The sequence below is a fragment of the Butyricicoccus faecihominis genome (genome assembly GCF_024462775.1).
GTDB lineage: Bacteria > Bacillota > Clostridia > Oscillospirales > Butyricicoccaceae > Agathobaculum > Agathobaculum faecihominis_A.
The window spans coordinates 58671-78147 of record NZ_JANGCE010000005.1 but is presented as its reverse complement, the minus strand read 5'-3'; the positions used below and the strand labels follow the sequence as shown (position 1 = coordinate 78147).

The following is a 19477-nucleotide window of genomic DNA, read 5'->3' as shown; positions in this document are numbered from 1 at the left end:
GAAGCCTGCCTTTATAAGCTGGTAAGCAAGCGTGTGGCACAAATCCTGCCGCAGTACATGGCAAATTTTAAGGTACGGGAGGAAAGCAGTCCTCTCTACGGTATGCCGGAGGAAGCCGTGAAAGCGGAGTTTCAGGAGCTTGTTACGGAGAGCGTCGCCTATGCGGTCTTTTCCAAATGCGGGGTATCCACAGAACTGTTTGAGGAAAACAGCTTTGAGAATATCAGCCGGTACAATACGCTGGGAATGTTCATGGCGCTGGGAAGCTGTACGGTTTCCCTTGCACGGCCTATCCTGAAAGAAATCCAGCAGGAAATAGAAACAATCAAAATCGAAAGGAGCCAAATTTATGAGAACCGAACCGTTAATGAACTTCAGTTACAGGCAGGGCGAGGACGGGATGATGTATCCCGAACTGCAAATCTCGGAGAACCCGGAGACGGACAAAATGCCGGTGGGCAAATACGGGAAACGCTGGAAAGCCTACATGATGGAGAACCACCCGCACCGCCTGTCGGAGTTGGTGGCGCAGGGCAAAATCAACGAAGTGATTCTGAAAGTGGACGAGGAAGCGGAACGCCGCAAGGAGGAACTAATTCAGCAGCTTCTCAGCACCCAGCCGATGCCGGACACCGAGGACACGATGGAGAGAGCCGGACACATGAACAGCCTAACGAAGCAGGCAGAGGAAATCGTCCTGAACGAACTGGTGATGAAAGTCAGGTAACACAACCAAAAAAGGAACACGCAGAGCCGCCCACAGATGGTAAAAAGCCGTCTGTGGGCGGTTTTTTCTCTGTCCCGCCAAAGGCACCGCCTGAGCCGGAGTCAGCGGTTACGGATGTTGCTGATGATAAAACACAGGATGATAGTTCTGCCGTATCACCTACGGAAGAAAAAGGCGGTACAGTTTCTTCTGTGACAGCAGAGCAGACCGCATCGGCAATAGAACAGGCCTTTTCCGCGCAGTACCGGCTGTTAGGCCGCCTGCAATCTGACTGTGAATATTTTTTAGGCGCAGGGCAAAGAAGCGGAAAAAATTTGTGGGCAGGAAATGTAAAAGCACAGATTTCCAAAATGCGGGAGTTATACGATGCCGTGCCTGAAAAACCGGAATGGCTGACGGAGCAGGACATTGACCGTTATGAAAGGCAAATGGCTTCTCTTTCCATACCGGTGCTTGACGAGGAAGAAATCTCTGACCTTGTGGATGTGGTGCTGTGCGCCGATGATGTGACGCCGGATACACGGGAATGGATGAAAGAACTATGCGACTTCTTTGAGGGCGGACACAAGCAGACAACCAAGGCAAATGCCCTGAAAGCCTTTTACCGCAGTGTGGATACGGATTATACCACTAAGACCGGCGATTATCTGCACATTGCCGGAACGGATACTGGACTTGATTTTGAAACGGAGGGGCAGAAATTCTCCTTTGAATATTGGGAGCTGGCAGACCGGATCGACCGCCTGATCCTGCAAGGTATCTACCCGTTCAGCGCCGAGGACAGTATGCTGGACGATTATACCATCCCTGACGAAGCCGGTGAGATGAACGGTGTCAGGGGCGAACCGGAGGATATGGGCGGCCAGTCAGAACCGTTGGATGGAGAGAAAATCATAGGGGATTTTCTGCGGCAAGGCTCCGGCGTACAAAGCGGCAAGCAGAAAATTTACCGTGCCGTCCTGTCCATGCAGTCGAAGAAAGAACGGCAGAATTTTATTAAGCACGAGTATGGCTGGTATAGTATATCAGGCCAGGGACAGCGCTTAAATGCCATTCCCGGAAAGGGAATTGTGATTGAATATCACGCAGGGGAACAGCATTTTCGCCAGCAGCTTTCATGGGCAGAGGTTGAGCATCGCATTACGGAGTTGGTGCGGCAGGATGCCTATCTCACCAAAGAAGAAAAAAAGCTATGGGATACATTGGAAAAACTACATTTCGCGGAAGATGAAGTATCGGAGGCCAGCCAGCCGCCTGTTCAGGCAGAACCGGAAAACCGTCAAATTACCCTGTTTGATTTTGTACCACCGTCAGATACCTATGAGGACACAGAGGTTGGCGACAATGACAATCTGCTTGATGAGAACAGCAGAGAGCCGGAGCAGCTTCCGTTCCAAGAGGGCGACCGCATCTATTACCATGACAGGGTGTATGAGATTCTGAAATTCCTGCATGACGGCCGCACCGTGGAAATAGGGGATGTTTCTCAACTTCAAAATCTTGTCGGATTCAAAATCAGAGAGCGTGTGCCACTGTCGGAAATTTTAGACTGCAAGCTGCTGAAAGACAGTTACAGCGAGGGCGAAATTGCAGAAATGGTAGTTAAAGCCGTTCAGAACGGCGACACTTCCGAAGAAACCAAAGATAACCTGAAAGCCGCCCTGCAAGTCAATCAGGCAAATGATGACTACGTTGATACCATGCAGGATTTTGAAAACCGCACCCATGGGCATGGGCTAAACTACCGCTATTCCGAAGAACACCACCTCTACGACGGCGGTGCAAAGACTAAGTGTAAAAACAATATCGCCGCCATTCGGCTGCTAAAAGAATTGCAGGCACAGGGACGCATGGCAACCGCAGAGGAACAGATTATCCTTGCCCGGTTCGTGGGCTGGGGCGGCCTTGCCAATGCCCTGACAGCGGGGAAATCCGGCTGGGAGAGCGAATATGAGGAAATCAAAAGCCTGCTGACAGCGGAAGAATTACAGTCGGCACAGGAAAGCACCCTTACCGCCTATTATACCGAGCAGAGCGTTATCAGCCACGTCTATCATGCTCTGGAACAGTTTGGTTTCCGGGGCGGCAATATCTTAGACCCCGCCATGGGAACGGGCAACTTTTATTCTGTACTGCCGGAGAACATGGAAAAATCCAAGCTGTACGGCGTGGAGTTGGATACCATCTCCGGGGCAATCGCAAAGCAGCTCTACCCGGAAGCGGAAATTCAGGTCAGGGGTTTTGAACAGACAAGCTATCCAGACCACTTTTTCGATGTGGTCATCGGCAATATCCCATTTAACTCAATCCGTGTGGACGATCCCCGATATAATCGCCATAACTTCCGCATCCATGATTATTTTCTGGCAAAGTCGCTGGATCAGGTGCGGCCGGGGGGAATTGTGGCGGTCATCACTTCCAAGTACACCATGGATAAGGCAAATTCCAAGGTGCGCCGGTATCTGGCGCAGCGGGCGGAGCTTTTAGGGGCAATCCGGCTCCCAAACAATGCGTTCAAACAGGTGGCGGGAACGGAAGCCACCACAGACATTCTGTTCCTGCAAAAGCGGGAACGGGAAATCGTACCGGACGAGGACAACAGCCCATGGATTTCCATTGAGGAAAACGAGGCCGGTATCCCGCTGAATACCTATTTTATCAACCACCCGGAAATGGTTCTGGGCGAGATGGTGTTTGACGAGAGTATGTTTGGCAACGAGAAAACCACCGCCTGCCATCCAGTCGAGGGTGACGATTTGAATGAGCGGCTGGAACAGGCTGTTTCCTATCTGGAGGGCGAGTATCACGAAGCCACATCGGAGTACGCCGGGGAAAAGGGCGTATTAAAGGATTCTCTCCCCGCTGACCCTGCGGTACGCAATTTCAGCTATGCCATACGGGATGACGCCATTTATTTTCAGGAAAACTCCCGTATGTATTTGCAGGATATTACAGGCAGAAAGGCAGAACGAATCCGTGGCATGGTGGAGATTACCGCCGCTGTCCGCACACTCATTGACTTCCAGAACCAGCAGACCGGGGATTTGCCGACAGCGGAATATGAAAATCAGTTGCAGGAGCATATCAGGCGCCTGAACATGGTTTATGACCGTTTTGTAAAAGAATATGGCTATCTTAATTCCTACGGCAACGTGATTGCCTTTTCACGGGACGCCAACGCCCCGCTCCTGCGTTCCATTGAACGGGAGAGCAAAACGGAAAAAGGCGTGTTTGAGAAGTCCGCCATGTTCTACAAGGCGACCATCAAGCCCAAGACCATGCCGGGGGCGGTGTTTTCGGCAGAAGAAGCCTTAAAGGTTTCGCTCAACGTAAAAGGCAGGGTTGACCTTGCCTATATGTCATGGCTGTACCAGATGCCTGACGGCAGAAAGGCAGAGCCGGAGGAAATCATTGCGGAGCTGGGGGACGCCATTTACCAAGACCCTGACGAATGCAGCGGGAACCCGCTCTCCGGCTGGCAGACCGCAGGGGAATATTTAAGCGGCTATGTCAAGGATAAGCTGGCGACGGCAATCCTCCGGGCGGAGGAAGAACCGGAACGGTTTACCCGCAATGTGGAAGCCCTGCGTACCGTGCAGCCGGAACCGCTGACCCCGCAGGACATCAGTTTTTCGCTGGGAACGCCGTGGATACCGGTGGATGTCTATCAGGACTTCATGTATGAAACCTTTAAGACCTCTGATTACAATCAGAACGGGCGTTATGCGGTTGCACTGGAGTTTTCCAAATTCAGCAGTGCGTACTTTATTTCAAGCAAAAGCGCGGAAAAAACCTCCGTGACAGTCAACCAGACCTATGGCACCGGGCGGATGAACGCCTACGAGATACTGGAAGCGTCCTTAAACCTCCGGTTTGTGGAGGTAAAAGACCGGGTGGACTATGTGGACGAGAATGGCGAGGATAAGGTCAAATACGTCCTGAACAAAAAGGAAACCATCCTTGCCCGTGAAAAGCAGGCGCAGCTCAAGGGGGAGTTTGAACGCTGGCTGTTTGCTGACCCGGAACGCGGGGCGCGGCTGACGAAACTCTATAATGACAAATTTAACAACCTCCGTCCCCGTGTGTATGACGGTTCTGACCTTGTTTTCCCGGATATGTCGGAGGATGTCCATCTGCGAACCCACCAGCGGGATGTAGTCGCTCACGGCCTTTATGGGGACGGCAATCTGCTCATGGCCCATGAAGTAGGGGCTGGCAAGACCTACGCCGCCATCGCCCTCGCCTATGAACTGAAGCGGCTGGGCAAGGTACATAAGCCCCTGTTCGCCGTTCCCAACCATCTGGTGGGACAATGGGCGGACGCCTATATGGAGCTGTACCCCAATGCCAATATTTTAGTGGCGGAAAAACGGGATTTTGAGCGGAAGAACCGCCGCCGCTTTGCAGGACGGATTGCCGCCGGGGACTATGACGCCATCATCATGGCACATTCCAGCTTTGAACTGATCGGGCTGTCCAGAGAACGGCAGCTTGCGGCGATGCAGGCGGAGCTTGACGCTGTGACTGACGCAATCAGCGAGCAGAAAGCGAAAAATGACAAGGACTGGTCCATGAAACAGATGCAGATATTCCGAAAGAACCTCCAATTCCGCTATGACCGCCTGTTTAACGCAGACAAGAAAGATGACATGATCAACTTTGAGGAACTCGGCGTAGATGCTTTAATCGTGGACGAGGCCCATGCCTATAAAAACAATTTCTCCTATACGAAAATGCGGAACGTGGCCGGTGTCAGCGGGGCAAGCAGCCAGCGGGCGATGGATATGCACCAGAAATGCCAGTACATCAATGAAATCAGCGGCGGCAAGGGTGTGGTCTATCTGACCGGCACGCCAGTGAGCAATTCGATGGCGGAGCTGTATGTCCTGCAAAAGACCTTGCAGCCGCAGGAATTGGAACGCCGCGACCTGCTGATGTTTGATGAATGGGCGGGAACTTATGGAAAGGTGGTGTCCTCCCTTGAAATCAAACCGGAGGGCAACGGCTACCAGATGAAAAACCGCTTCTCTCAATTCCACAATCTGCCGGAACTGATGAATATGTTTGCCATGATTGCAGACATCAAAACGGCGGATATGCTGGACTTGCCCACGCCAAAGCTGAAAACAGGCGGCGTTCAGGTCATAAAGACCGTCTGCACCCCGGAACAGAAACGGATTGTCATGGAGTTGGCGGAACGGGCGGAAAATATCCGTGCCGGTGCAGTGGACAGCAGTGTGGACAATTTCCTGAAGCTGACCCATGAGGCCCGCCTGCTTTCCACCGACCCAAGGGCGTTAGACCCCACCCTGCCGGATGACCCTGACACCAAGTTAAATGTGTGCGCCCGAAACGTGGCACAGATTTACCATGATACGGCGGAACAAAAATTGACGCAGCTTATCTTCTGCGATCAGGGAACGCCTAAATATGACGGCAGCTTTAACTTCTATGAAGCGACCAAGGCGGCGCTGCTTGCACAGGGCGTAAAGCCGGAGGAGATTGCGTTCATCCATGACGCCAAGACGGATGTCCAGCGGGAACAGCTATTTGAAAAGGTGAAAACCGGGGAAATCCGTATCCTGATGGGCAGCACCGAGAAGATGGGAACCGGCATGAACGTGCAAAACAAGCTGATTGCCCTCCACCATCTTGACGTACCGTGGCGGCCCTCCGACTTAACCCAGCGCAACGGGCGCATTCTCCGGCAGGGCAACGACAATGAGGAAATCTCTATCTTCAACTATATTACGGAAAACACCTTTGACGCCTATTTGTGGCAGATTTTAGAGCAGAAACAGCGGTATATCAGCCAGATCATGACCGGCCGCTCCGCCCTTAGAACCTGTGAGGATTTAGACGAAACCGTTTTGCAGTATGCTGAATTTAAGGCGCTTGCAACTTCTGACCCAAGGGTGAAAGAAAAAATGGAGGTGGATAACGAAATCAACCGTCTGACCGTGCTGAAATCAGCGTGGCAGACACAGCAGAACGACTTGCGGTTCAATATTACCAAGCATTACCCGGATGAAATAGCGAAAACAGCCCGGAAAATAGAGGGCATGGCCGCAGACATCGGCACTTATGAAGAAAAGCGGCCGGAAGAATTTCAGATGGTCATTGACGGAAAAACCCATGAGGAACGTACCAAGGCGGCGGAGCATTTCATGGTGCGTTCCCGTAAGCTGGGACGGCAAACCGGCGATACCCTTGATATTGGCGTTTATGCCGGGTTTAAGGTCCGGCTGCTCCGTAACTGGGGCGGCGGTGTAAATATCCAGCTTTGCGGGAAATGCACCTACCAGACAGATATGGGGGATTCGGAGCTGGGGAACATCACCCGTATCGAAAATCTGGCACAGCGTATTGCCGAGCATAAAAAGGACGAGGAGATCAATCTGGAAAACTTAAACCAACAGCTTGCGGCATCAAAAGCGGAAAGCGAGAAGCCTTTTACGGATGAGGAACGGCTGGCGGAACTGCAGCAGAGAAAGGTGTCGCTTGACCTTGCGCTGGAATTTAAGGAAGATGGCGATGATGTGATGGCGGAGGACGGCGGTGAGGAAGAACCAACGGACAGTACAAATACGCCCGTGGCGCCGAGACGCCCGCTTACGCTGGAACAACGGCTCTATCAGAAGCTGGCGGAGTTCGCCGCTCCCGTTTTGGAGGGCAGCGCCTACTGCATGAAGCTGAAAGCGGACGGCTTTGAAGATTTGAAAATCGAGGCCATTGGCGCCGGGTACAGTATTGCCCACTACTATGACCGAAACGGTGACGCCATGCGCGACCCTGAAATCACCTTTACCATTGATAAGGAAAACCGTTCCATCCGCCCCACCTCGTTCCTTCAGGACGATAAGGGGATTTTTTATGAAACGGAAACCGTTTCGCCCGCAAAAATAAAAGATTTGGAGCTGTTCATGAGCGAGTGGTTTACCAACATCAAAAATCAGGGCTTTGAGCCGGAGACGGTTAAGACCTACGGACAGGAGGAAGAACAGGATTATGAAAGATAGGAGGGATTTCCATGAACCATGATATATCCCCGGAGCTGACCGCCGCCTTTACAAAAAGGGCGGCGGCTCTCGGCTTTGAGATAAGAACCGCCTTTGCAAACAGTGATAAAGAACTGTGTCTGATTGCCTATCAGGGACAGGCGGAGGTGTGCCAATTTGTGTTGTCTGGGGGTATGCGTTACTTCCCGGACAATCCGCTGATTGTGGAGCGGAAGCAGCTCCACGCACTTCTGCTGGATATGAAGCAGACCCATGACCTCTATGCCGATGCAAGGCCGTTGGAGATTGGGGGGATTGACAAGGAGGACGGCTTCCGGCTGATCTCCGAATTTGGCGATACCCTGCTTGCCGCCAAGCTGGGCAGGGATAACGAGGTCCGGTTTACGACATGGCAGTACGATTACGACCGTGAGGGCGTCCATTGGGGGCATTACTATGAAACCAACTACAAGGGCGCCAAGCGTGATTTTGCCGTCCGCGCAGGGCTGGTGGATGAGAAGCAGCTCTTTACCAAGGACGAACTGGTGGCGCTCCATGACGCCTGCGTGTTCCGTGGGCGGAATGATGATGAAATCAGCTATGAGGATGATAAAAAATTACAGGCTGTCATGGAAAAGGTGGAGGACAATATCCCCAACCTGATATTTGACAAAGAACAGCCGGAACAGGAGGACAGCCATGGAATACAACCAGATTAACGCCCTGTCCAAGCTGGGGGCAAATGATTACGAGTTATGGGAACTCACTATGCCCCGTGAGAAAATCCATGAAATCAGGCAGACACCGGAAGCGGTGTCCGGCGATTTACGGCAGATTTTCGAGGGGGTTTCCCTTACGGATGAGCAGCCGGAGGGAACCTTCCAGTTTGTCCTTCCCCATGAGGACGGCCTGCGGCTTATCCCGGTGGACATGGGGACAGAGTTTGTGGACAGGAACCGCTATAACGGAACCTCTGTCCGTGGCTCACGAGAGGAAATCATAGCGGAGCTGCGGGAGAACCTGAAAACACAGGGTTACAGCCTGCGGCCCAGCGCCGCTTTTGTAGATGTGGATGTGATTGCCACCATGCAAAAAATAATGGAGCATAACACAGACTTCTATCAGACGGATTTTAAGTACGATATGGAAACGCTGCGGGAGGCTGCCGAGGATCGCGGCGGCTACCGCAATTTTTTCTGGCTCACCCGGAAAAACGGCACATGGTGTTTCCCGGAACGGGATGTTTATATCCGCAACACCTATGCCGCCAACACATGGACTTACTATGGAGGAAGCAGGGACGAGAACGTAAAAGCCTTTTGGATTGATATAAAGCGTGTGGAGGGTGATGATAAGAAACTCATAGGCGATATTGTGGAGATGGACTATCAGAAGCATCTTGACTATCTCTGCACCCATTCCTTTGACCCTGCGTATGCGGAGGTGGTGTTCAAAAGTCCCAATGATGTCCGTACCTTTCCTTATCAGGAATATAATGAAAACTGGCAGTCCATCGGCCAGCGGTACGGGACAGTGGAGCGCGTGAAATATTGGGTAGAGAACCAACAGGAATTTGCCTATGCTGTTATCTCCGCCCATGGACTTGTTTGGGACGCCGCAAAACCCATGGAGGTGGATGAATATATCAAGCGGCTGGAGCATGACCGGCTTCATGATTACGGTTATACCGCCGATGATGTGCAGCGCATTGGTCCAATGGACGCTCAAAAGGCGGTACAGAAAGGACTTTGCTGTTATGCCCTGCATAGGGACGGCACACGGGAGTCTGTGGCAGACAGGGAAATGTTTCAAAAGCACCTGTCCAGTTACGGATTATTTGGTATGGAAGCACAGGAAACCAAGCTGTTGCAGTATTTTAAGCAGGACTGTTCCCCGCTTTTTACGCCGGAGGAAACGAGACTGATCTGCGCCCTTGCCATTCAGACTGGGAAAGAGGTCGGACGGGACAGCGCCGGTCTGCTGGACAGCATTATCCATAAAGCGGAGCTGACCATGGGACAGCCGGAAAGCGCAGCTTTGGAGCAGGGCATGGGACGTGACCATACAGAGCAGGAGGAACTATGCAGGGATTCTTAAAGCCTTATCAGGTGGAGCAGATTAAGAAGAAATATCCCGTGGGAACCCGGATTGAACTTGACCACATGGAGGGCGAGCGCAATATGCCGGACGGTCTTTGTGGAACGGTAGAATTTGTTGATGACCAGGGGCAGCTACATATGCACTGGGATAATGGGCGTTCCCTTGCCCTTGTCACAAACGTGGATGACTTTCATATCCTGCCGCCGCAGGAACAGAGCAGCGGCAGTCAGGAACCAGAAACTCCGGCCGCTGAAGAACCGGCCGCCGATTATGAACCCATGAATCTTTATGTGGATTACATCAACGCCAATGTAATGACGAAAATCAACTATGAGCGGCTTCAGGCAGACTATGGCACGGAGGAAAAAGCCTATGCCAAGTCCGTGCTGAACGCCCTGCACCAAGGGCTTTTAGCGGTGTATGGAACGGAAACCTTTGACCGTGACACCGCAGGCGGCTATGTGCTGCTCCCCGGCGTGGTGCAGTCCAAGGATACCGGAGAATTATGCATTGCCCTGCTGGAACTGGATTTGCAGTCCTCCGGCGAGCATTGCGCCACGGATTTCCTGATCCGCTATGGCTGTATCAGCCAGTTTGAGCAGGAAATGCCGGATAAGGTGTGTAAGTTCCTCCGGGAAACCTACGGAGCTTATGACTATGGCTATACCGCCACGCTGACAGATGACATCCATGTGGATAAGAGCAGACTCCCGCAGGCTATGCGGGAGGTGCTGGAGCATTTCAGGGAGCATGAATTCATCCCCTGTGGCCTCAAAAACAAGGAAGCAGCAGAGGAAGCGGACGGGGAACTGGAACGCTGATGAAAAGCAGCGTAAAACCGCTTGTTTAAGTTCCTGCAATTTGGTAGAATAATAACAATAGATTGGAGTTGAGAAAATGGTGGAAACAATTCAAACATATATTTTAATGCACAGGGAAATCCCCGTGGCGGGAATCCGTCTGGACAGTGAAACTGCCTCTGTTTCCGCTGTTGGGGAAATATTTAACCCTGCCCATGTTCCGGTGGGCATCCCTGTGAAAAAGGGGAAGATTGACCGCGCCGCGCTCAATGAATGGTGGCGGGGGCGGGCAATCCCCGCAAGCCGCGCCGGTCTGCGCCATGCGTTGGAGGAACTGCACATCAGTTCCCCGCAGGCGTTATTGGAGAAGTGTCTGGGGCTGTCCCTGTCGGATCAGTATTGGCTCTGCCCCGCCGACAGGCAGGTCTCATGGCATGAAGTCAACTTTTTTGAAAATCCGTTTTCCGAGGATGTGGGCAATATTCTGTTCGGACACCCGTCCAGCGCAGGGGCAGTCAGCCTGATGTCGCCGGACAACACCTCGGATGGATGGCTGAAGAAGAAATGGGCAATAATTGACGGGAAACGCTGCCTGCTCAAAGGTGGAAGCGGCGCGACCCAGCAGGAGCCGTACAACGAGGTACTGGCAGGCAGGATTATGGAGCGGCTGCATATCCCCTATGTCCCCTACACGCTGACCGTGCAGGAGGATTATCCGTACAGCGTGTGTGAGGATTTTATTACGCCGGATACGGAACTGGTAACGGCGTGGTACATTATGCAGACACAGCCAAAGCCCAACCACGTTTCCGTGTACCAGCATTACTTAAACTGCTGTGAAACGCTGGGTATCCCCGGTGTAAAGGACAGCATTGACCGTATGCTGGTGTTGGATTACCTGATTGCCAACGAGGACAGACATCAGAACAATTTTGGGGCTGTCCGAAACGCCAACACATTAGAATGGGCAGGCTGCGCGCCGGTTTATGACAGCGGCACATCCCTCTGGTTTGATAAGCCGTGGACAATGATCAGCGCTCATGCAAAGGCGCCCAGCAAGCCGTTCAAGGCCACCCATGACGAGCAGATTAAACTGGTGTCCTCCTTTGACTGGCTTGACCTTACTGCACTGGCGGGGATTGACGAGGAACTGCGGGAACTGGTAAAAGGCTCCCTCTTTATCGACACGGCCCGCACGGACGCCCTCTGCGCCGCCCTGCGGGGGCGCGTGGAACGGCTGGCGCAGATAATGGATGAACACAGGAGTTTTTACCCGGTGGATGACCACACGGCTGATGTAGAGGAGGATGTGGCATACAGCGGAGAGAAATTGGAACGCTAAATGATAAGGAGGATTGCAGATATGGCAGATGAAAAGCGGAAAGAAACGGATGAGGAACTGATGGAACAGTTTGACGCCTTTGTACGTTCCACATTGCTGGAGGAAGGAAACAAGCTGCGTGAGGAAAAGGGTTATCCCCCTCTTTCAGAGGCAGACTTGGAGGATGTGGATACACTGTCCGCCCTGAAAGAAACATTCGGAAAAAAAGACTGACAATCAATCAAATACAGCGCCGCCCGGAAGTGATGAAAACCACTTCCGGGCGGCGTTTTTGTGTTTGACAGGAGGTGAGAAAAATGCGGATGCAATCACGGCCCATGCCCTTTACCGAGGAACAGATGCAGCAGATTTACAACACGAACCTCATTGATTTTGCCGTTCAGCACGGCTTTGAAATCGAAAAAGGCGACAGGAATACCGTTCATGTAAAGCACAGCGGCGGCCTGTATCTGTTCAAGCATGGACGGGGCTATGTATGCTTTTCAAAAGAGGGTTCCAAAGGCAATATCGTGAACTTTGTGCAGGAATATATGGGCGCCAGCGATTTTAAGAGCGCTGCGGAAATGATTCTGAACTGCCGCGCCTATGAACAGACGGAACATTACATCCCGCCTGTGGAGAAAAAGCCACGCGGTGATCTGGTACTGCCGCCGAAGGACAGGAACTTTGACCGTACCATCGCCTACCTGACCCGTACCCGTGGCATTGATAAGGAAATCGTGTATGCCATGATAGAACAGGGCAAGGTGTATGGGGCAAGAACAGAAAAAAGCGGGTACAGCTTTCATAACTGCGCTTTTGTAGGTTATGACGAGGGCGGAAAACCCCGGTACTGTGCCTTACGCGCCCCCAGCGCGGACAGCCATTTCCGGCAGGACGTGGAGAACTCGGACAAGACCTACGGCTTTACCATGGAGGGGCATTCCAACCGTGTGTATGAGTTTGAGGCCCCTATCGACGCCATGAGCCACGCCACACTCTGCAAGCTGAATGGTATTGATTGGCGGGAGGATCACAGGGTGTCGGAGGGATGCCTGTCAGATAAAGCTCTTTACCGCTATTTGCAGCTCCACCCTGAAATCACAGAGATTGTATTCTGTTATGACAACGATGTGGACGGCAAGCTGGCGGACGGTACGCCCCATAACCACGGTCAGGTGCAGGCGGAGGTTTCCGCAGGCACATTCACGGATTTAGGCTACAAATGTTATATCCAGACTCCGCAGACCAAGGACTTCAATCAGGACTTGCTTACGTTCCGAACAATGCTGCAGGCCGGTCAGGGCGAACCGGAGAAAGCGGTGGAACGATGAGGCCGGTATATGTCTGCCAGCTTTCAGAGGAAAAGCAGGCGGAAATCAGAAAAATGCTGGAGGGGCTGATCCTGCACGGCTGCGGTGGTGACATAACCGAAGTGGAACGTTACTACGGCATGAGCTTTGAGGAAGCGGTGCAGAACGGCATGGACTCTAAACTCGTGGATTTGGATTATATCATGGTGTTTTACGCCGAGGAATTTCAGTCAGGAAAAGCGGATGAACAGTTCCGCCTTGCGGACGCCGCTGTTATCTCCAGCATTTTAAGAGAAGCGAGAAAACATGACAGGGTTCCTGACTTTGTTTATCCGAATGGGCGCTGTGACCAGCGGCCTGCGCAGGATAACGAATGGGAACGATGAAAGGAGAGCTTATGAAAGCAGTTTTGATTTGCGGCGGAGTTATCGCCGGGCTTGTTGTGGCGGTTCTGGTAATCGCCCACGGGAAGCGTGTGTGCCGGTATGCCACCATCTTCATGGATCACTATTGATGTGGCGCGGGTAGACTTTTGTTTTCGCCCTTTTGGGGAGCGGAGCGACCAACAGCCCTCACCGCCTGCGGTGGGGGCTACTTAGTGCCAAAATCTTAGATTTTGGAGTTAAGGCAGGAATAGGGTTGTTAAACAACCCACGGAAACACCGTACAGGCAAAGCCTGTACCCTTGTTAAACAGAAGCTATCGTTGTTAATTTTCGACTAACGCCGAAAGGAGGGCGCCAATGCCAACAAAGACCGACCGGATTATTACATCGGTCTACCTGACAAAAGAAATGTGCGGTCAGATTGACAAGCTGGCTGACCGGGAGCATATCTCTCGCAATGAGCAGATACGGCGGTTCATTGAAAAGGGACTGACTGTGGACGGCTATACTAAGGATATTGATTTTATCGCCGGGATTATCCGGCAGGAGTTTACTTCTGTTTATCACATCGAGGATATTAAGGCGGTCATGGAACAGCAGACGAACCGCCTTGCAAAAATGCTGATGAAGTCCGGCAAGCTGGACGGCGCGGCATTTTTTCTGCTGATTAAGGTACTGATGAACATGGCCCATGATGGCACAGAGGACGAGTTTGACCAGATGTTGAATGAGGCCGTCACGCTGGGCGTGGACTATATGCAGAAAAAGGATTTTCAGATTAACAGTTTTTTGCAGGACACTGATAACCTCCGCAGACTTGCGGACAAATTGTAGGAGGTGCTTATGGCAAATGATATTTACATCCTGTCCGCCTGCGACGCATGGGCGGGACGCGACAGTATGCGGATTTTATGTGTGACCACAGATAAGATGATGCTCTATGCCTCGATTTTAGCTGAAATCACACATGGAAATATGGAATATGGCGGTAACGCTAAAAATTCAAGTACCCGGTTTCTGTTAGATTATTTATCAGGAGAGGTCAGCATGGATAAAATCAAATATGGATTTGTACAGACCTGCCCAAATGCGCAGATGAACGATCCCGAATCCTATGACGATACACTCGGAATTGGAGATGCTTATGAGGAACTAATCAATGAGAAAAGAATTGATGCAGTAGCATCGCTGAGTCTCGATGACCGTTCCCTTATTTATTCTACCGTAGAGGTTCGCACCGACCATGACTATGCCTGCTTTCTGGTTCCGGGCATCTGTGACCGTGACGCATTGGAACAAAGCGACCAGTATCAGGAAATGATGGAGGAGGCTGACGAAACAGAGGTCAATGTCAGTGTGTCAGCTTATTCCGTTGGCACCGGCGAGAGCGAATCACCGGACGAGGATGAACTGAAGCTGATTGAACAGTATGAGGACGAAATTGGCGAGGAATATGGCATTGACCAAATCCTGTCCGACTTTTTCAGCTTTGAATATGAACCGGAAGAAGAATATTGATGGAGGTAGATTATGTCACAGACAAAACGATATATGGAGCTGGCCGCATTGACGGGCAACAGACCTTTGGACTGTTCCTATCATGCGGCCTTTTACCTACTGTCCCAAGAACCGGAGCTTTTTGAAACCGCCCGGAAATGCGTGACGGTGGACGGCATTGAATTTGCGAAAATCAAACGCCTGACCAAAGGCTTTGATGAAACTTCCCAGCAGATGATTGACCTTGCCCACAACCTGTTTTCGTGGACGAGCAAATGCAAGGTAACGCCCTTTGACATTTCCAGACTGGGCTATCCCTATATGGAGCAGGCGTGCAATGCCATTTTCATTGCATCCGGCGAGGTTCAGGTGCAGATACAGGCCGCCGAAAACGGGGAGCCGGAAATACGGCTGGACGATTCCCCTTACCGGCGGACGCAGCGTGTCCACCGGCAGATCAATCAGATGTGGGCGGAGAAACTGACGGGGCAAGACGAAACCGAGGATATGGAGCGTTGAAAGGGGGAACTTGTGATAACCGGAGTGATTAAAAACAATGCCAGAACCGGCAGTACGCTGATTGTGACCCTACCATGCAACCTTTACGACCTGCGGGATCATCTGGCAAGCATCGGCATTACATCAGAGGCTTCTAAACTGACGGTGGGCGGAACGGAGAACATCAAAGTGCAGCTTGCGGCGGAGGAGCCAGTGGGCGAACTGGTGTTGTCCAAGTTGGCGCAGGACGATACGCTGACAGGATTGAATGTGGCGTGTCAGGAAATCCGTAAGAACTGCCCCTATGGGTATGAGGAATTTATGGATATGCTATCCCCCAAAAAAGATGTGCTAAGAGACAGATTCCATTTTTATCAGCAGTATTGCACCACACCGCCCAGCACTGCCACCGGCGTGAAGTATCTGATAGAAGAAGCCGACCGCTACCGTATCACCATGGAGAATTACACCCGCGCGTGTAAGGCGGCCGAGGACGAGGAATACGAACTGCCAGAGGACGACGGCTGGGAACGCTGATAGGAGGTGACGGCCTATCTCTATCCTAATCTACAAGCAGCGTTTCAAAAATCCTAACTATAAAAGTACAGCCAGCAAGAATTATGCTCATATCCGGTATATCGCAACCCGTCCGAGAGTGGCAAAGAATGAGGGCATGAACCATGGTTTGTTTGGGAAGCTCACGCCCGGCCCTGTCACCGAGTTTGCCGACTGGCGGGATATTGCACGGCTGGTTTATCAGAACTCTAAACGGCACATCACCATGTACCGCAGTGTGATTTCTTTTGATGAGTCCACCGCTGAAGAACTGCGGCTGACCAGCCAGAAAGCGTGGCGGCGCTACATTGACAACCATATCCTGACGATTGCGAAAAAGAACGGCATACGGGTGGAAAATCTGCAATGGGCGTGTGCGCTCCACAGGGAGAAAGGGCATCCACATATCCATGTGGTATTTTGGGATAATTCCCCGGAGGCTACAAAAATCAAAAATCCCTTTACCCCGCCTGCCGTTCCAAACGCTATCCGCAGGCAGATGATAAAGGATACGTTCCCGGACAAAATCCGGGTATTTGGTGAGGAAAAGAACTTTGCCGCCGCTGAACTGCGGCGGCTGGGTGACGGGCTGGTAGACGAGTTTGAACACCATATCCGGCAGCTTGAAAGCAAAAGATATAAGCGGCTTCGGGCGGAATACGATACAGAGGACGAGATTTCCGATACCTTTGATTTTGGGGATAAAGTGCTGAATGAAACGGCTGACCGGGTATTCAAAATCAAGGCGGCTCTCCCGGAGCATGGCCGGATCGCTTATCAGCTTTTAACGCCTGCGGTGAAAAAACAGGTAGAGGCCCTGATTCAATATCTGCTGAAAAATGTCCCGCCTTTGCAGGAGCAGAAAGAGGCTTATGTCCAAAGCAAAATGAAAATGACTCTGCTCTATGGTGGGAGTGAGGACTATTTTGCATCCATGAAAGACAAATTCAGCACGGAAGCTGACAAAATCATTGCGAACCGTATTTTAGGTATGGTCAAGACCCTGAACCGGCTGGACGGGGAAATGAGGTCGGCCGAGTACCGCCATGACCGGCGACAGTTTTACATGGAAAATATGCTGATGGAGGCTCTTTCCATGCTGTCCGGGCTGACGGACACAAACAATCAGCAGTTTGAGGACGAGTTGAAAACGGGCGGCGGGCTGTCCAAGGAGGCAAAAAAAGAGTTGTATTTGAAGTATCAGGACAAAGGCTACGAGCATTGACCCCGCCGCTTTCCGGCCGGGACGTTCAGAGCCGGAAAGGAGAACCATGTATCCCAAGCAAACACAATATTACAATGGGTGCGGCGTTGCCGGTCATGGCAGCGCCGCATTTTACGAATACCCCCAAGACCACCCATGCCGGGGCTGTCCCTATCAGTTCCCCGTGAACGCCCCAAGCTGTACCATGGGGAGCAGGCCGCCCGACTGTGCGTGGCACTTTTATAAAAAGCTGATGAAACGGAGGAATGAGATTGAAAACAAGAGTTGAATTTCTGGAGGATTTCTTTGACCGGCTCCGTAAGGCAGGGTTCCGGGTAGAACCGCTGCCGGACGGTGATCTTGCCGCCGAGGTCTACATGGGGAATCCCCTGCTGTGTGTCATCACACGGGACGGCGAGATTATCTATGAGACATACAACGCCGATAACGCACGGACGCTGGAACAGGCCGGTGAGGAAACCCGCAGGGCGCTTGACTGCCATGTGCAGCCGCCCTTTGCGGATATGGAACGCATGGAACCAATCAATTTGACGAGCGGTTCCTACTATAAAGTGTTTGAGAGCGCCGCCGTGGTGCTGCTCTGCCGCAGGACAACGCTGTTCGGCTATGAGTTTGTGACCTGCCAAAAGACCGCACCCAAGCACAACAGCCGCCGATTTTACCGGGAACAGTATTTCTATGACCCTGCGGCGGCACAGGGCAGCTTTATGGAGCGCAGCGGTCTATGCCTGCAAAGTCCCCTGCAATTTTCCACCGGGGAACTTCGGCTGCTGGTTTCCTGCTGTGCCAGATGCGTGATGCTGGATAATGAACTGGACGCCACCGTGGAGAACCGGATCAACACGCTCATGGCAAAGATAGAAAGCTATCTGCCCACAGAGCAGGAGCTATCGCCCCGGCACTGTTTCCAGCGCGAGATTGAATAAGGAGTGTGCCCTATGAAAAGTAAGACGGAATTTTACAAAGCATTTTTTGAAGCAGTTGAGAAAAAGGGGTTTTCCATCCGTCCGCCGTCCTCCCCTGATTATGTGGCGGACATCTACCACCGGGAAAAGCCGGTTGCCTTTTATTCCAAGCAGGACGCCATCATCAAAAACCCCTTTGTGGAGGTGGATGAAAAACAGATTGCCAAACTCCAGAGCCTTGCCAAGACCACCGCCATTGCCTGCGGTATCTGTTCCGACAAGCCCTATGACGATGCACTGACCGGAAAGGAACAGGGCGGCGCGGTCAGGATTAACGAGCATAACGGGGTGGTACTGGCCTGTAAGCAGCATCCGATTTTTGATTATGTGCTGTCTACCTACCGTAAGGACGCCGAGCATGGAAACGCCGCCATACAGCGCCGGTATTTCTATAACAAAGAGGCCGCCTTTGAGGACTTTGCCCTCCGAAGCGGTCTTGTGGATGAAAAGAAGCTGTTTTCCGAGACAGAACTGAAAATCCTCCACGCCGGTCTTATCAAAATGCGCACCGTGGACAACGACTTAAACCAAGATGATATGGACTCGGTGGCGGCGCTGGTTGACCGGATTGAGGATATTGTACCGGAGCTTTCCAAAAAGGAACGGGCATTTGACTTTACCAAGCTGTTCAGCCAGATTGAAAATGCACTGGAACGATAAAACAGTGATAGCGGTCAGGAAAAGGCTGTTTCTAAAATCGCTCCCTAAAAAGTGCGGACAAAAAAGCCTGCCGTCCTTACGGTTCCGGCAGGCTTAGTCATCTTCGTATTGAAAGAATTTGTAGGCGGGAACCTCTAAAATCTCCGCAATGTCGTAAAGCGTGTCCAACGAAATTGCCCTGCTGATGTTAGGGGCTTCAACTTGTCCGATGAAAGAAAGATTTTTATCAATTTTCTCAGCAAGCTGTTCTTGTGTCAGACCTTTCAATTTTCTGTAATAAGAAATCTTCAATCCCAATTTGATATACTGGTCACTATGTTCAAATTTCATATTCATCACCTCACAAGAAAATTGTATCAATGAATCTTGAAAAAAGTAATTTGATGTCATACAATATATATTGCCTGACAAGCAATAAAATATGCTTTTAGAG

At 51.6% G+C, this 19477-nt stretch carries 17 protein-coding genes; 16 read left to right on the top strand and 1 reads right to left on the bottom strand.

Annotated elements, in window-relative coordinates; genetic code table 11:
* Positions 1 to 349 precede the first annotated feature (349 nt).
* The 16 genes from NE562_RS04700 (at position 350) to NE562_RS04625 (ending at position 19044) form a co-directional block, all read left to right on the top strand.
* Positions 350 to 727, top strand: a complete 378-nt coding sequence (locus NE562_RS04700; RefSeq protein WP_280961243.1) for a TnpV protein — start codon at positions 350 to 352, stop codon at positions 725 to 727.
* A 53-nt stretch (positions 728 to 780) separates the two neighbouring features.
* Positions 781 to 7746 carry an LPD11 domain-containing protein gene (locus NE562_RS04695; protein ID WP_280961242.1) on the top strand — a complete coding sequence of 2322 codons (6966 nt, stop codon included), beginning with the start codon at positions 781 to 783 and terminating at the stop codon, positions 7744 to 7746.
* Between the two features lie 11 nt (positions 7747 to 7757).
* Positions 7758 to 8444: a hypothetical protein gene (locus NE562_RS04690; protein WP_025483116.1), complete on the top strand. Its 687-nt coding sequence runs from the start codon at positions 7758 to 7760 to the stop codon at positions 8442 to 8444.
* On the top strand, positions 8425 to 9822 hold the full coding sequence (locus tag NE562_RS04685) for a hypothetical protein (protein WP_025483115.1): 1398 nt from the start codon (positions 8425 to 8427) through the stop codon (positions 9820 to 9822). The genes NE562_RS04690 and NE562_RS04685 overlap by 20 nt, the downstream gene beginning before the upstream one ends.
* A complete protein-coding gene (locus NE562_RS04680) occupies positions 9807 to 10646 on the top strand; it encodes a DUF4314 domain-containing protein (protein WP_025483114.1) in 840 nt (279 codons plus the stop codon). Before NE562_RS04685 ends, NE562_RS04680 begins: the two co-directional genes overlap by 16 nt.
* A 214-nt stretch (positions 10647 to 10860) precedes the next feature.
* Complete coding sequence (locus NE562_RS04675; RefSeq protein ID WP_330645831.1) at positions 10861 to 11967, top strand: excisionase; 1107 nt, start codon at positions 10861 to 10863, stop codon at positions 11965 to 11967.
* A gap of 21 nt (positions 11968 to 11988) precedes the next feature.
* Positions 11989 to 12180, top strand: a complete 192-nt coding sequence (locus NE562_RS04670) for a hypothetical protein (protein WP_025483112.1) — start codon at positions 11989 to 11991, stop codon at positions 12178 to 12180.
* 83 nt (positions 12181 to 12263) lie between these two features.
* On the top strand, positions 12264 to 13280 hold the full coding sequence (locus NE562_RS04665; protein WP_025483111.1) for a DUF3991 and TOPRIM domain-containing protein: 1017 nt from the start codon (positions 12264 to 12266) through the stop codon (positions 13278 to 13280).
* The gene (locus NE562_RS04660; protein WP_280961241.1) at positions 13277 to 13645 is read left to right on the top strand and encodes a hypothetical protein; all 369 of its coding nucleotides are present in this window, start codon (positions 13277 to 13279) and stop codon (positions 13643 to 13645) included. Before NE562_RS04665 ends, NE562_RS04660 begins: the two co-directional genes overlap by 4 nt.
* A 356-nt stretch (positions 13646 to 14001) precedes the next feature.
* On the top strand, positions 14002 to 14478 hold the full coding sequence (locus NE562_RS04655; RefSeq protein ID WP_280961240.1) for a ribbon-helix-helix domain-containing protein: 477 nt from the start codon (positions 14002 to 14004) through the stop codon (positions 14476 to 14478).
* Positions 14479 to 14487: 9 nt separating this feature from the next.
* A complete protein-coding gene (locus NE562_RS04650; RefSeq protein ID WP_280961239.1) occupies positions 14488 to 15162 on the top strand; it encodes a hypothetical protein in 675 nt (224 codons plus the stop codon).
* 12 nt (positions 15163 to 15174) lie between these two features.
* Complete coding sequence (locus NE562_RS04645; protein WP_280961238.1) at positions 15175 to 15660, top strand: hypothetical protein; 486 nt, start codon at positions 15175 to 15177, stop codon at positions 15658 to 15660.
* A gap of 12 nt (positions 15661 to 15672) precedes the next feature.
* Positions 15673 to 16176 (top strand): hypothetical protein, encoded by a 504-nt coding sequence (locus NE562_RS04640; protein WP_280961237.1) that lies wholly within the window; start codon positions 15673 to 15675, stop codon positions 16174 to 16176.
* A 16-nt stretch (positions 16177 to 16192) separates the two neighbouring features.
* On the top strand, positions 16193 to 17419 hold the full coding sequence (gene mobP3, locus NE562_RS04635) for a MobP3 family relaxase (RefSeq protein WP_330645839.1): 1227 nt from the start codon (positions 16193 to 16195) through the stop codon (positions 17417 to 17419).
* 251 nt (positions 17420 to 17670) lie between these two features.
* Positions 17671 to 18345 (top strand): hypothetical protein, encoded by a 675-nt coding sequence (locus NE562_RS04630; protein WP_280961235.1) that lies wholly within the window; start codon positions 17671 to 17673, stop codon positions 18343 to 18345.
* A gap of 12 nt (positions 18346 to 18357) precedes the next feature.
* Positions 18358 to 19044 carry a hypothetical protein gene (locus NE562_RS04625; protein WP_280961234.1) on the top strand — a complete coding sequence of 229 codons (687 nt, stop codon included), beginning with the start codon at positions 18358 to 18360 and terminating at the stop codon, positions 19042 to 19044.
* A gap of 93 nt (positions 19045 to 19137) precedes the next feature.
* Here the strand turns inward: NE562_RS04625 and NE562_RS04620 are convergent, their stop codons facing one another.
* Positions 19138 to 19374, bottom strand: a complete 237-nt coding sequence (locus tag NE562_RS04620; protein ID WP_280961233.1) for a helix-turn-helix domain-containing protein — start codon at positions 19372 to 19374, stop codon at positions 19138 to 19140.
* Positions 19375 to 19477: the final 103 nt, after the last annotated feature.